This is a genomic window from Syntrophotalea sp. (assembly GCF_050253115.1).
Taxonomy (GTDB): domain Bacteria; phylum Desulfobacterota; class Desulfuromonadia; order Desulfuromonadales; family Syntrophotaleaceae; genus Syntrophotalea; species Syntrophotalea acetylenica.
In genome coordinates this window covers 1,062-15,187 of the sequence record NZ_JBFWJQ010000054.1, presented here as the reverse complement: position 1 = coordinate 15,187, position 14,126 = coordinate 1,062, and the positions used below count along the sequence as shown (strand labels likewise).

Genomic DNA, 14,126 nt, shown 5'->3' with positions numbered 1-14,126 from the left:
TGCGTCGCGAGCCGCCAATTGCCTCGATTTCATAGCGGCGATTGATGTTGGTTACGATACCCGCGTCGGTGAACGTGGCGTAAAACTCAGCGGGGGGGAAAAGCAGCGGGTCGGTATTGCGCGGGCGCTTTTGAAGGATGCCCCCATCCTGATCCTGGACGAGGCGACCGCCAGCGTCGATTCGGAGACGGAACTTCTGATTCAGGACGCTTTGCAGCGGCTTATGGCCAAACGCACCTGTTTTGTCATCGCTCATCGCCTCAATACCATCCGCAACGCCGACCAGATACTCGTCATGCACCATGGCGAGATTGTCGAACGGGGCACACACCGGGAGCTGATCGGTCGCGGCGGCATCTACGCGAGGCTTTCACTTATGCAGAGCGTGGATATCGAAGGCGGCGGGCCGACGGAGGAAAAGACGTTGCAGTCCATCAGTCCGTAGCTGCGCCTGATATGTGCCGAGGCTTTGTCGAACGTGGGGAGGCCAGGCCGCAACGGCAAAGTATGTGAAAAAACAGCCGACGATATGGCATCGTCGGCTGTTTGAGTTCTGCGCATTTATTTCAGCGGCGGGGTAAAGATGGCCAGCAGATCAACTGGCTCGTCACCGATGTTTTTCAGACTGTGGTTTGCACCCGGAGGCGCTACGACGCAACAGCCGGCGCCGAAGCGGTGTTCCACACCATTGACGGTGCAGATGGCTTCGCCGCCGAGGATGTAGAAAGTTTCCGTCTGCCCTTCATGGACGTGGGGGCGGATCTCCCCCCCCGCCTCGATACGGCCACGGTGCAGTGATAGCGCCGGATTAAGTTCGGCAGTCACCACGTCCCGCAGGAAAAAACGGTCGTGCCTGGGGTGCAGATATTCTTCCTGCTCGGCGGTACGTATAACGGTGCTTTTCATGGATGCTCCCGGTCAGAGGCCCTTCAGGCGGCGTTGAGGGCCTCGGTAATTACCTGCGGTACGCTGGCGAGGGCTTCGCCGAGCAATTCGGGTTTGCTGCCGCCGGCCTGAGCCAGATCGGGACGCCCGCCACCACCGCCGCCGACCATGGCGGCCAGTTGCTTGACCAGCGCGCCGGCCTGCAGGCGCCTGGTGAGATCCTTGGTGACGGCTACCAGCAGCCCGGCCTTGCCGTCGTGAGCGCTGCCCAGGACCAGTACGCCGGAGGTCATCCGTTCACGGACCTGGTCGGCCAGCTCCCGCAGGGCTTTGCCGTCGAGATTGTCGACCCGGCCGCAGACCACGCTGACGCCGTCGATTGCGACGGCCTGCCGTAGCAGATCGCCGGCCTGGTCGGCGTTGAGCCTGCCCTGCAGGGATTCCACTTCCCGTTCCAGCTCCTTCTGCCGCTCCAGCAGTTTGCGCAGGCGCGTTTCGAGCTGAGGGCGATCGGTTTTGATCAGGTTTGCAAGGTGATCGAGAGTGCGCTCCTGATCCTTGATCACCTCCAGGGCTTTGGTGCCGGTCACCGCTTCGATACGGCGCACGCCGGCGGCGATGCCGGTTTCCTGCAAAATCTTGAACAGGCCGATATCGCCCGAGGCCTGGGCGTGGGTGCCGCCACACAGTTCCATGCTGATGTCCCCGACCCGTACCACGCGGACCTTTTCGCCGTATTTTTCACCGAACAGGGCGGTGGCGCCAGCGCCGACAGCCTCTTCGTGGGCCATCTCCCGGGTGTCAACCCCGGCGTTCTGGCGAATGCGGCAGTTGACCAGGGTTTCGACCTTGTCCAGTTCCTGCGGGGTCATGGCCGAGAAGTGGACGAAATCGAAGCGCAACCGCTCCGGGGTTACCAGCGAGCCGGCCTGTTTGACGTGATCGCCCAGCACCTCGATGAGGGCTGCCTGCAGCAGATGTGTGGCAGTGTGGTTGAGGGCCGTGGCCCGGCGGCGCTCAGCATCGACCTCAAGTGTCGCGGCATCGCCGGTACGCAGCGTACCGGAGGCGACCTCACCGACATGTACCAGCAGTTCCGGCAGAGGTTTTCTGGTGTCGCGGACGCTGACCCGGGCATCGGCGGTGGTGATGATGCCATGGTCTCCGGTCTGGCCGCCCGATTCCCCGTAAAAGGGGGTGGCGGCCGTGACGATTTCGACTTTGGCCCCCTCCGGCGCACTGGCGACCGTTTGCCCATCGACTAAAATGGCGAGAATATCGCTTCGGTCCGACAGGGTATCGTAACCGGTGAAGAAACTTTTGATCCCTTCCTCGGCAAGCTGGCGGTAGATGCCGGCGATAGCTTCCTCGCCGGAACCCTTCCAGTGTTCGCGGGCTTTCTGGCGCTGCTCTTCCATGCAGGCCTCGAAGCCTTGCTCATCAATGATGACGTTTTCACTCCGCAGGATGTCGGCGGTCAGGTCGAGGGGGAAGCCGAAGGTGTCGTAAAGCTTGAAGGCGACGCCGCCCGGCAGCGTATTGGCCCCGGCGGCCTTGAGGCGCTCGACTTCCTCGGTGAGGATACGCAGGCCGTTGTCGAGAGTCTGAATGAATCGCTCTTCTTCGAGCTTGACGATCCTGGCGACATAATCGGCGCGCTGTGCCGGCTCGGGATAGGCGTCGGCCATCGATTGCAGCACGAAGGTGGCGGTGCGGTACAGCACCGGTTCGCCGAAGCCGAGCATTTTGGCGTGACGGGCGGCGCGGCGCATGATGCGGCGCAATACGTAACCGCGCCCTTCGTTACTCGGCAGCACACCGTCGGCGATCAGGAATGCGGTGGCGCGGCTGTGGTCGGCGATGACCCGCATGGACATGTCGTGGGCTGCGTCGTCGCCGTAGCGTTTTCCGGACAGTTCCTCGACATAGGCGATGATGCCGCGCAGCAGGTCGCAGTCGTAGTTGCTCTGTACCCCCTGCATGACGGCGGAGATGCGCTCCAGGCCCATGCCGGTGTCGATGGACGGCTTGGGCAGGGGGCTCATGGTGCCGTCGGCATCGCGGTTGAACTGCATGAATACCAGATTCCACAGCTCCAGGTAGCGGTCGCAGTCGCAGTCGCCGATGCCACAGTTGGCGCCGCAGGACATCGATTCGCCCTGGTCGATGAGGATTTCCGAACAAGGGCCGCAGGGACCGGTATCGCCCATCGACCAGAAGTTGTCCTTTTCGCCCATGCGGATCAGCCGCTCTTCGGGGATGCCGATCTGGTCGCGCCAGATGCCGTAGGCTTCATCATCCTCGCGGAACACAGTGACCCACAGCTTGTCCTTGGGCAGGCGCATCTCCTCGGTCAGAAACTGCCAGGCATAGGTGATGGCGTCATGCTTGAAATAGTCGCCAAAGGAGAAGTTGCCGAGCATTTCAAAAAAGGTGTGGTGACGGGCTGTTTGTCCGACATTTTCCAGGTCGTTGTGCTTGCCTCCGGCGCGGACGCATTTCTGTGCCGAGGTGGCCCGCGTGTAGTCGCGCTTTTCCCGGCCGAGGAACACGTCCTTGAACTGGTTCATGCCCGCATTGATAAACAGCAGGGTCGGGTCGTTGTGCGGGATCAACGCCGAGGAAGGGACCACCGAGTGGCCGCGCTGCTGGAAAAACTGCAGAAAACGGGTGCGGATTTCGTTGCCGGTCATGAGCTTGATGCTACCTCTCCTGGGTGAAATATTGAAACAGCAGCGCCGGAGCGAAGCCGCGCCGTCGCAGGTAGTTGAAGACCCTGCGGCGGGTCCGGTCATCGGCTGTTCGGTAGTCGAAATCGGGAAAACGGCGCTGGCAGAGTTCCTGGAGTATTTCTGCCTGGCTGAATTCCTCCTCCAATGCGGCGATAACCTCGCGGGCGACGGTTTCGCCGATACGTTGTTGTTTCAGGTCGATCAGCAGGGCGGGGCCGACGGCGCGTCCGGCGGACAGCAGCTGGCGGGCGCGCAGGCGCGCAAATCGTTCATCGTCGACATACCTGTATTCGCGGCAGCGCGTCAGGGTCTGCGTGATTTCCTCTTCGCCAAACCCCCTGCGCCGCAATCTCTCCTGCAATCCTGCCTCGGAAAGCTCCCGCCGCGACAGCAGCCGCAAGGCGCAACTCCAGGCGTCAGGTTGAGCTGCCATGGCTGCGAATGATGTCCTGCTCGTCCTCTTGCTGCTTTTCTTCCTTTTTGTCAAAGTCGTCCCAGCTCAGGTCCGAAGCCGAGGAGATCCCGGAAGCCTTGAGCTTGAAGTCGTCAGGATTGGAACTCTGACGCACCGCTTCCTCGAAGGTGATCAGTTCATTGCGGTACAGGGACATCAGGGACTGGTCGAAGGTCTGCATGCCGTAGGCGACGAATCCCTGCTGGATGGCGTCGCGCAGCAGCTTGGTTTTTTCCTTGTCGTCGATCAGGTCGCGGGTTCGGGCGGTGGAGATCATGACTTCCACCGCGGGCACACGTCCCTTGCCGTCGGCGCGCGGCACCAGGCGCTGGGATATGACGGCCTTGAGGATTCCCGAAAGCTGGGCCCGGATCTGGCGATGCTGGTGAGGCGGAAAGACCGACACGATGCGGTTGATTGACTCCGGCGCGTCGATGGTGTGCAGGGTGGCCAGTACCAGGTGGCCGGTTTCCGCGGCGTGCAGGGCGGTTTCGACGGTCTCCAGGTCGCGCATTTCACCAACCAGAATGACGTCGGGATCCTGTCGCAGCGCGTGTTTGAGGGCAGCCGCAAAGCTGTCGGTATCGCTGCCGACCTCGCGCTGGTTGACGATGCACTTCTTGTCGCGATGCAGAAACTCGATGGGGTCTTCGACGGTGATGATGTGCTCGGTGCGCTGGGTGTTGATATAGTCGATCATCGCTGCCAGGGTGGTCGACTTGCCCGAACCGGTGGCGCCGGTGACCAGCACCATGCCGCGCGATTCCATGGCGATCTTCTTGATGACCGGCGGCAGATACAGGTCGTCGATAGCCGGGCAGGAGAAGGGGATGACGCGGAACACCATGCTGATGCTGCCGCGCTGGGAGAAGATGTTGACGCGGAAGCGCCCCAGCCCGGCGACACCGTAGGCCATGTCGACTTCATGATGCTTTTCGAAGTGTTCCTGGCGGTGCTTGTTCATGATGCCGTAGGCCATGTTGCGCACGCCATCGGCATCGAGCCGGTCGGCCTTGGGCAACGGCCGCAGGGCGCCATCGATGCGGTAGATGGGAGGCAGGCCCGACTTGATGTGGATATCCGAGGCTTTGGCTTTAAGGGCGACGGCCAGTATGTTGTTCAGTTCCATGTCATTGGGCCTCTTCGGCGGCGACGTCGGCCGGTTTCAGGCCGAAATGTTGCAGCAGACGTTCTTCAATGGCCTGGCAGGTTTCCGGGTGTTCACGCAGAAACTGTTTGGCATTTTCACGACCCTGTCCGATACGTTCTCCGGAAAAGGAATACCAGGCGCCGCTTTTTTCGACGATATCGGCATCGGCGCCGAGGTCGAGGACGTCGCCTTCACGGGAAATGCCCTGACCGTACATGATATCGAACTCGGCTTCCTTGAAGGGCGGCGCGACCTTGTTCTTGACCACCTTGACCCGGGTGCGGCTGCCGATGACGTCCTGGCCCTGCTTGAGGGTGGCGATCTTGCGGATGTCCATGCGTACCGAGGAATAGAATTTAAGCGCGTTGCCGCCGGTGGTGGTTTCGGGATTGCCGAACATGACGCCGATTTTCATGCGAATCTGATTGATGAAGATCACGCAGCAGTTGGATTTGCTGATGGTGCCGGTCAATTTGCGCAGAGCCTGGGACATGAGGCGCGCCTGCAGGCCGACGTGGGCGTCGCCCATTTCGCCTTCGATTTCGGCGCGCGGCACCAGGGCGGCTACGGAGTCGATCACCAGCACGTCGATGGCGCCGCTGCGCACCAGCACCTCGGTGATCTCCAGCGCCTGTTCGCCGGTATCTGGCTGGGATACCAGCAGATCATCGGTGCGGACGCCAAGCTTGCGGGCATAGTGGATATCCAGGGCGTGCTCGGCATCGACGAAAGCGGCGATGCCGCCTTTTTTCTGTGCCTCGGCCACGATATGCAGCGCCAGGGTGGTTTTGCCCGAGGATTCCGGGCCGTAGATTTCAATAACGCGACCGCGCGGTATGCCGCCAACTCCCAGGGCGATATCGAGACTCAGGGCTCCGGTCGGAATGGTGGCGACGTCCGGCACGACGGCGTCCTCGCCGAGGCGCATGATGCTGCCCTTGCCGAACTGTTTTTCGATCTGGCTCATGGCCAGGTCGATGGCACGTTCTCGATTGTCGGTCGTCATGATCCGGATATCCTCCAGGGGTGATGTGTTTGCATTTCGCGGGCGCCTTCAACCCCGCAGCGGCGTTTCGCGGCGTGGCAGATGTATCGCGCCCCGTGGCGTCAGGCGGCTTTCGTACAATATCAGGCGGGTCAACCGCAGCTGGCCGCATTGCCTGTCCAGGAAGGGAGCCAGTTGCCGGCCGATGGCCGGGTCAGGCTGACGGCAGCGTCCCAGGGTCAGGTGAGGCCTGAAGGGCTTGTCGTCCGGCGGCATCTGCAACCGGCTTAACATGCCGGTGACAGCCGTATGCAGATTGCGCAGCGCCTCGTCGCCTTGCAGTCCCAGCCAGACAACCCTGGGGCGTTTCAGATCCGGGAAAGCTCCGAGCCCGCCGATCCGCACCTCGGCAGGGGCGAAAATATCTCCTATCGATAGCATAGACGTGCCGATTTTTTCAAGCGATTCTTCGGGGATATCACCCAGAAAGGCCAGTGTGAGGTGCAGGGTTTCGGGCGACACCCAACGCACCGTCGGCAGCCGGGTGGCAAGTTCCCGCTGCAGATTCACAATCCTGTCGAAAACCGTGCCTTCCAGGGGCATGGCAATAAAGGCGCGAAGCGTTTGCATGCCGGATTTCAGCTTTCGCCGGCGAGGTAGCGCCGCAGCCATTCCAGGGCCATACAAGCCGAGATGCGCCGGATCTGCTCGCGGTCGCCACTGAAACGGTAGCCTTGCACCCGCTCCTGATCCGCAGCGCTCAGGGCCAGGAAAACCGTGCCGACCGGTTTTTCCGGGGTGCCGCCATCGGGCCCGGCAATACCGGTAACGGCCAGTCCCAGATCGGTGCCGGCGCTCTGTCTTATGCCCCGGGCCATGGCCCGGGCGCAGGCGCGGCTGACGGCGCCGTCCTGGCGCAGAATCTCGTCCGGCACCTGCAGCCAATCCCGTTTGGCGCTGTTGGAGTAGGTCACCGCACCCCGCTCCAGAAAGCGTGACGCGCCTGGAATGTCGGTAAGCATCTGGCTGACCAGGCCGCCGGTGCAGGATTCGGCCAGGGCCAGTGTAAGGTTGGCGTCCGTCAGCATGCGCGCGACGTTGGCCGCCAGGGTTTCCTTGCCAACGGCGAATACAAAGGGTTCCAGTAATTTGCGGGCATGCAGTTCGGCCCGGTCGAGCTGTTCACCGGCTTCACTGCCACTGGCGCGCAACTTGACATGCACGAAGGGGAAGTCGACGCCGTAGGCCAGTTGTACACCCTGCGCCAGCGGGGCCTGGACGAAGAGTTCCTCGATCTTTGGCTCGGACAGGCCAAAAACCTTCAGGATGCGTTCCTGCAGGGGGGTGCTGCCGCCGCTGCGCTCCTGCAGGCGGGGCAGCACCTGCTCCTCGAGCATGGCGATCATCTCGCGGGGCACCCCGGGCAGGAAAAACAGGTCGCAGTTGCCGTGGCGCAGGTAAAAACCCGGTGCGGTGCCGAGGCGGTTGGGAAGGATGACGGATTTTTGCGGCAGCAGTGCCTGTTTTTCGTTGCGCGGATGCATCTCCCTGTTTTTCTGCTCGAAAAAACGGCGGATCTGCGCCAGGGCTTCCTCATTGAGCACCAGCCGCCGTCCGAAGGTTCGGGCGGCCACGCGCGCGGTGAGATCATCGTCGGTGGGGCCCAGACCGCCGGTGCCGATAATCACTTCGCGTCTGGCGGTCATGTCGTGCAGGGCCGCTTCGATTTCCGCCTCGTCGTCACCGACCGCGCGGGATTCCCTGACCGCGTAGCCCCAGGCTCCCAGAAGCTGGGCGATACGGGCGGTGTTGGTGTCGGACATTTCCCCATTGACCAGCTCGTCGCCGGTCGTCAGTACCGCGATATTCAGACTCATGACAACTGCTCCAGGGGTTGCGTGTTGGGTGTGTTAAGCGGCATTCCTTGCCGGCAAGCTTTCAGGGCAGCCAGTTCAAAGCCAGTCGTAGCGCCAGAGCGCCGTAGAGGCCGGCGACCACGTCATCCAGCACCACGCCGATGCCATTTTTCATGTGCCGGTCGATCTGCCGTGCCGGCGGCGGTTTGACGATATCGAACAGGCGAAAAAAGACAAATCCGAGCAATGCGTTTCGCCAGGAGAAGGGCAGCAGGGCGACCGTCGCCAGATACCCGACGAGCTCGTCAATGACGATGCGGCCGTCGTCTGCCTGCCCGTAAATGATACCGGCGGCGTCGCAGATCCAGAAGGACAGAAACAGCAGGGCAGCCCAGCTCATCAGGTAGATGGCGGCCGGCAGCGGAGCCAGCAGGTAGAAAACCAGGACGCCGGCCAGGGTGCCAAAGGTGCCCGATGCGACGGGAGCATAGCCGAGACCGGCATTGCTGGCGAAAAACAGGATAAAACGACGCATGCTTCAGCCTTTCACGGGGAAAAGGTCCCCCGCGGACCGCTCCGCGAGGCGGTAGATCTCGGGCAGGGACCGGCCGCTGCGGTCCGCCAGATCCCGACAGCTTTCGAATTCGGGAGACAACCGCACCAGGCACTGCCCATCGTAAAACAGCTTGACCAGGACCTCGCCAAGCGGCGTGTTTACACTACGGATATCGCGGCGCAGCTTGAAACGGCGGCTTTCCAGGCAGCGGACCCCTCCAGCGGTACTCTCGCGCAGGATGTGGCGGGCAAGCATCGCGGCGCTGTGGGGTTCGGCCACCACCGTGAGGCGGACCCCGGGGCGGTTTTTTTTCATTTGCAGCGGCGCGAAGCCCACATCCAGGGCTCCGGCTTTCAGCAACCGCTCCATGAGGGCGCCGAGCCACTCGGGGTTGGCGTCGTCCAGGTGACATTCGAGGGTTGCCACGCGGTCCGTTTCCCCTTCCCAGGGATCGTCGGCAACGCCCAGCAGGCCGCGCAGCAGGTTGGGCCGATCGCTCAACTGCCGGTCGCCGGCTCCGTAGCCGACACGATCGAGGGTCATCGCCGGAAGGTCGCCGAAGCGGGCGATCTCGGCAGCGATGGCGGCGCCGGTCGGCGTGACCAGTTCCACGGTGGCTGCATCGCCCACCGTGGGCAGCCCCCGCAGGATCTCCAGGGTCGCCGGAGCGGGCAGTGGAAAACTGCCGTGGGCGCAATCCACGGTGCCGCGGGTCAGGGGCAACGGGGCACAGATGACGCGCGCCGGACTCAGGTGATGCAGGCCGATGGCGGCGCCGACGATGTCGACGATGGAATCGACGGCGCCGACTTCGTGGAAATGTACTTCTTCAAGGGGGCGGTCATGAATTTTGGCTTCGGCCTCGCCGATGCGGCGGAATATGCGGCGTGCGAGGCCGATAACGGCTGGATTTAGCGGACAGTCGGCGAGCATGGCGTCGATTTGCCGCCAGGTGCGGTGATGATGCTGTTCCGCGTGTTCAACCACGATTTTGCAGGCGCCGATGTGCTGGCGTTCGGTGCGTTCCTGACGCAACCGGTAACCTGTAACGGGGAGTTTTTCCAGTCCGGCGGTAATGACCTCCAGCGGTACGCCCAGGTCGATCAGCATGCCGAGGAACATGTCGCCGGAGATGCCGGCGAAGGTGTCGAGGAACAATACGCTCATGGCTGAGGCCTCCGGTTGATGCGGTTTGCGGCGCAGGCAGCGCCGTAACCGTTGTCGATGTTGACCACGGTGATACCTCCCGCGCAGGAATTGAGCATGCCAAGCAGCGCCGCTACACCGCCGAGGGCAGCGCCGTAGCCGACGGATGTGGGCACCGCGATGACCGGCGCGGCCACCAGCCCGCCGATCACCGAGGGCAGTGCGCCCTCCATGCCGGCCACGGCAATGATTACCGAGGCACTGCGCAGTCGGTCGAGGTGCGCCAGCAGCCGGTGCAGGCCGGCAACGCCGACATCGACCAACTCTTCCACCGCATTGCCGAACATGCGCGCAGTGGTGGCCGCCTCCCGTGCAACCGGCAGATCGGAAGTGCCAGCGCAGACCACCAGGACAGTGCCGAGCCCCGTGCTCTGTGGCGGATGGCGGACGATGGTCAGGGTGCGCCCCAGTGGATCGTATTCGGCGTCCGGGAAAACTTTCATCAGAGCCGAAGCCTTGTCGGCATCGAGGCGGGTTGCCAGCATATTGCTGCCAGCATTGAGAAGCCCCTCGGCAATGCGCAGGATCTGATCGGAGGTTTTCCCCTCGCCGAAAACAACCTCCGGCGCTCCCTGACGCAGCCCCCGGTGATGATCGACAAGGGCATCGCCGACATCCTCGAAGGGCAGGGTGGTCAGTCGGTCAAGGCCATCTGCGACCGACAGTTCGCCGGAGCGGATGGCCATCAGGCAGGTTTTTAGACGATCGGGATCCATGGGTGTTTGTCCTTGCGCGAATGGAAGACCCAAACGATAACAATTCAGACCGCAAAAACAAAGGATAAATGTTGTTCGGTGAGGGGTCGCGCAAGGATTTGGAAATGCATGGCCGACCATGCTGCTTCGGTGACACAGCGCCTGGAGCAGGAGTCAGAACAACCCATCGATCGCATCGAAATCAATGGCGGTTTCGGCGAGTTTCTGCAGCAGGCTGATTTTTTCCTTGTCCTCGGGGTGGATTTTGGCCGTGTCGTTGGCGATGGCCGAGAAGACTTCGGCGCTGCTGAGCTTTTCCACCCGCATGTAAGGGATGTTGCTGCGGTCGAGGATCTGCTGGGTGACTTTGGATATGGGATAGAGGCCGGGAATTACCAGGGCGACGATTTTGGATTGGTATTCCGGTATGTTGTAAAGGGCCGCCAGGGTGACCAGCAATTCGTTGCGGGTGCTGGTGACAATGATCAGGGTCGATTCCTGCAGCAGGTCGGAAACGCGCTGGGTGGAGGCCGCGCCGAGATGTACATGGTGGATGATGTGCTGGGCGGCGTCCTGGTTTCCCCTGAGGAATGCGTTCAGCAGATTGGCGATGTGTTTGACCGTCGGATTGGCGAGGATGGGCGAGTAGTTGAATCCGCCCATGATTTGAAACGGCATATCCCTGAAGGCGATATTCAGATATTTCAGGGCCGTCTCACGTTTGGGGCGAAGCAGCTTGTTGACCAGTATCAGGCGCAGGTCGGCCTGCTTTTGCAGGCAAAGGGCGTGGTTGAGATGTACGTTGTCGATGACCTTGCCGATGCCGGCATTCGTGACCATCAGCATCGGGGCGTCCAGCAGCCGCGCCATGTCCGGGTTGCTGAGTTGCGCGACGGAACCGACGCCGACATGGCCGGCGCCTTCGATCACCAGAAAGTCGCAACGCTTAGCAAGTTCCGCGGCAGCTTCGACGATTTTATCTTTCAAAGAGTCGGCGGAAATCTTGCCATCCAGCAGATGCCGGGTCGATTCGGGCTGCAGCACGACCGGCGACATCAAATCGAGATCCTCATCGAGATTGAAGATTTCCGCGATCAGGGCCGCGTCCAGATCGACCCAGCGTCCCTTGTAAATGGTAGGTTTGGGGCCCAGCGGCTTGATGAAACCGATCCGCCGGTATTTTTTACGTGCCATGTGCAGCAGGGAAATACTGGTGGTGGTTTTGCCGCATTCCTGGCCGGTGGCGGCAACGAAAATCTTTTTGGTCACGGTGAGCTCCTGACCCTGCGGTGAATGGGTGCCATGCTGATGCTGTCATCGCGGTGACCCATTATAGGATACGGACTGGATGCTTTCAAAAACTAAAAATACGTATGTTCGGTTTTTCCCAAATAAAGCGTAACAATCTCCAAAAAACAGGTTTTTTGTCAGGAATCGTTTGGTAAACGAGTTGACAACGCTGTGGAGGCTTCGCTATATTGCCGAAACGATAGCGTTTCACGAAAAAGTTCTTATTTTTATAGGGTTAATCCCTGTTTTCTGGCGAACCATGTCGGGTAGAACTCATTTAATTGGAGATGGAGGAACTCGGAAATGAAGTCAATCAAAGTACGGTTGGCCGCGATGTTGGTCGGGGCCATGATGGCCGGTGGTGCGGCGAATTTACAGGCCGCGACAGCTGACGAAGAGGTGTACCGGCTCGGCGAGGTTGTCGTGTCCGGTGAGGCTTCGGTTGTCGAATCGGTGGGTGTTACGCACAAGGTGACCGCCGAAGAAATCCAGAAGCGTGGTGTGCGCACCCTGGATGAGGCGATCAATCTGCTGCCGGGGGTGACGGTCCGTGTCGGCGGTGACGGTACGCCGCGCATCGATATCCGCGGATTGCGCACCCGGCATGTCAAGTTGCTGCTCAACGGTACCCCCTTCAACGCCACCTCCGATGGCCAGTTTGCGCCGAACCTGATCTCGGTGGAAAATATCGCCGAGATCGTGGTCACCACCGGCGGCGCTTCGTCCCTCTACGGCGCCGGCGGCAACGCCGGGGTTATCAATGTTATCACCAAGAAAGGCGCCAGGGGAGCCCATGGTTCCGCCGGGGTTGAACTTGCCGAAGGCGATACGCAACTGCTGCGCGCCACCGCTGGCTACGGTGCGGACCGGTATGATGTGTTTGTCAGCGGCAGCCTCTATGAAAGGGACTACTGGGAACTTTCCGATCATTTTTCGCCGAGCAGCACCGAGGATGGCGGTGAGCGGGAAAACAGCGATTACGAGCGGGACAATCTGTTCGCCAATATCGGTTTCGCTCCCACCGACGCCACCCTGATCGGGATGACGGTAAATTATCTCAAGAGTGATTTTGGCAAGCCTCCGGTAGCCGTGGAGGATGATTTTGCCCCCAACCTGCGCTACGAGCGTGAGGAGGACGAAGGGTTCAACGCGCAGGTGGCGCTGGATCACGATTTCAAGGGACCCCTGAGCTTCAAGGGCTGGGCCTACTACAACAAGCTAAACACCCTTGAAAATCGCTACCTCTCGGATTACGAGACGCAGGGCGCCGGGGCGCCGGGGACCTCCCGCACCGATGCCGAAACCCAGATTTCCGGGATCAATGGCCAGCTGCGTTACGACATGCAGCGATATGGTGTCGCGACCCTGGGTGTTATGTACGAAAACAACGACTATGAAGCCCTGGGTTTTTCCGTCAACAACCGCGGCAGGCTTTCGACGGTGGATGCTTCCGGTAACTTTCAGCTGTATGCCACGACATTCGAATACGAGGTCACTCCGCTGCCCAAACTCGGTCTGGTGCTGGGGGGCGGTTACCACTGGCAGGACCGGGCGGACAAGTCCGATGGGGACTACACCTACCTTGTCGGTCTGCGCTACGACCTTTTCGACGGAACCCGCCTGAAGGCCTCCCATGCCCGCAAGATCCGCTTCCCGACCCTGCGCGATCTGTATGATCCGGAACGGGGCAATCTGGATCTGGATGCCGAGGTGACCTGGAACACCGAAGTCGGCTTCGAGCAGGACCTGCCTGCCGCCACCACGGTTTCACTGACCGGTTTTTATATGGACATTGAGGATTTCATTGAACGGCCCGATGGCGAAGTTCAGGTGCAAAACTACGAAAAATACGAATTCTACGGCGTGGAAGTGGCGGCCGAAAACCGTTATTTCGACGAATTGTTGCTGCGTGCCAGTTATTCCTACCTGCACAGCGAGGATAAAAGTTCCGACAGCAACCGCGACCAGCTTCAGAATAGACCCGAACACAAGGTGGTGCTGGAAGCGGCCTACCAGCTGCCCTGGAACATGAGTGTTTACGGCAGCGCCATGTGGGTGGCCAACGCCTATACCTACAACGATGATGTTACGATCAAAAAGCGCATACCGGAATACCTGGTGTTCGATTTCCGGCTCAGCAAAAAAGTGGCGAACGCGCTGGATCTGTATTTCGGCATCCACAATGCCTTTGATGCGGATTACGTGACCAGCTATGGCATTCCCCATGCCGGCCGTGCCATGTACGGCGGGGTGACCTGGAAGTTCTGATCATCAGGAAGTTTTTGAATCCTGTATTTGTTGGTGACAACAGTCGGGC

At 60.9% G+C, this 14,126-nt stretch carries 13 protein-coding genes; 2 read left to right on the top strand and 11 right to left on the bottom strand.

The window, feature by feature from the left end:
* The coding region (locus tag AB7E65_RS07510) for an ATP-binding cassette domain-containing protein (RefSeq protein WP_428745571.1) at positions 1-445 on the top strand (445 nt) is incomplete at its 5' end.
* 116 nt (positions 446-561) lie between these two features.
* Here the strand turns inward: AB7E65_RS07510 and AB7E65_RS07505 are convergent.
* The 11 genes from AB7E65_RS07505 to AB7E65_RS07455 all read right to left on the bottom strand — a co-directional run bounded on the left by AB7E65_RS07505 (position 562) and on the right by AB7E65_RS07455 (position 11,788).
* The gene (locus AB7E65_RS07505; RefSeq protein WP_072287046.1) at positions 562-906 is read right to left on the bottom strand and encodes a cupin domain-containing protein; all 345 of its coding nucleotides are present in this window, start codon (positions 904-906) and stop codon (positions 562-564) included.
* Positions 907-929: 23 nt separating this feature from the next.
* Positions 930-3,578: an alanine--tRNA ligase gene (gene alaS, locus AB7E65_RS07500; protein WP_428745570.1), complete on the bottom strand. Its 2,649-nt coding sequence runs from the start codon at positions 3,576-3,578 to the stop codon at positions 930-932.
* A gap of 10 nt (positions 3,579-3,588) precedes the next feature.
* Positions 3,589-4,050, bottom strand: a complete 462-nt coding sequence (locus AB7E65_RS07495; RefSeq protein WP_072287048.1) for a regulatory protein RecX — start codon at positions 4,048-4,050, stop codon at positions 3,589-3,591.
* Positions 4,034-5,200 (bottom strand): type IV pilus twitching motility protein PilT, encoded by a 1,167-nt coding sequence (locus tag AB7E65_RS07490; RefSeq protein WP_072287049.1) that lies wholly within the window; start codon positions 5,198-5,200, stop codon positions 4,034-4,036. Before AB7E65_RS07490 ends, AB7E65_RS07495 begins: the two co-directional genes overlap by 17 nt.
* Position 5,201: 1 nt before the next feature.
* Positions 5,202-6,227 carry a recombinase RecA gene (recA, locus tag AB7E65_RS07485; protein WP_072287050.1) on the bottom strand — a complete coding sequence of 342 codons (1,026 nt, stop codon included), beginning with the start codon at positions 6,225-6,227 and terminating at the stop codon, positions 5,202-5,204.
* A 48-nt stretch (positions 6,228-6,275) separates the two neighbouring features.
* Positions 6,276-6,836, bottom strand: coding sequence for an RNA 2',3'-cyclic phosphodiesterase (thpR, locus tag AB7E65_RS07480; RefSeq protein ID WP_320360638.1), 561 nt, complete (start codon positions 6,834-6,836; stop codon positions 6,276-6,278).
* Positions 6,837-6,844: 8 nt separating this feature from the next.
* Positions 6,845-8,077, bottom strand: coding sequence for a competence/damage-inducible protein A (locus AB7E65_RS07475; protein ID WP_428745572.1), 1,233 nt, complete (start codon positions 8,075-8,077; stop codon positions 6,845-6,847).
* A 67-nt stretch (positions 8,078-8,144) separates the two neighbouring features.
* Positions 8,145-8,597, bottom strand: coding sequence for a phosphatidylglycerophosphatase A family protein (locus tag AB7E65_RS07470; protein WP_072287052.1), 453 nt, complete (start codon positions 8,595-8,597; stop codon positions 8,145-8,147).
* 3 nt (positions 8,598-8,600) lie between these two features.
* Complete coding sequence (larC, locus tag AB7E65_RS07465; protein ID WP_320360640.1) at positions 8,601-9,785, bottom strand: nickel pincer cofactor biosynthesis protein LarC; 1,185 nt, start codon at positions 9,783-9,785, stop codon at positions 8,601-8,603.
* Positions 9,782-10,540, bottom strand: coding sequence for a nickel pincer cofactor biosynthesis protein LarB (gene larB, locus AB7E65_RS07460; protein ID WP_072287054.1), 759 nt, complete (start codon positions 10,538-10,540; stop codon positions 9,782-9,784). The genes larC and larB overlap by 4 nt, the downstream gene beginning before the upstream one ends.
* 153 nt (positions 10,541-10,693) lie before the next feature.
* Positions 10,694-11,788 carry an AAA family ATPase gene (locus AB7E65_RS07455; RefSeq protein WP_072287055.1) on the bottom strand — a complete coding sequence of 365 codons (1,095 nt, stop codon included), beginning with the start codon at positions 11,786-11,788 and terminating at the stop codon, positions 10,694-10,696.
* A 324-nt stretch (positions 11,789-12,112) separates the two neighbouring features.
* On the opposite strand from AB7E65_RS07455, the gene AB7E65_RS07450 reads away from it, so the two are divergent.
* Positions 12,113-14,077 carry a TonB-dependent receptor plug domain-containing protein gene (locus AB7E65_RS07450; protein ID WP_428745569.1) on the top strand — a complete coding sequence of 655 codons (1,965 nt, stop codon included), beginning with the start codon at positions 12,113-12,115 and terminating at the stop codon, positions 14,075-14,077.
* Positions 14,078-14,126 lie beyond the last annotated feature (49 nt).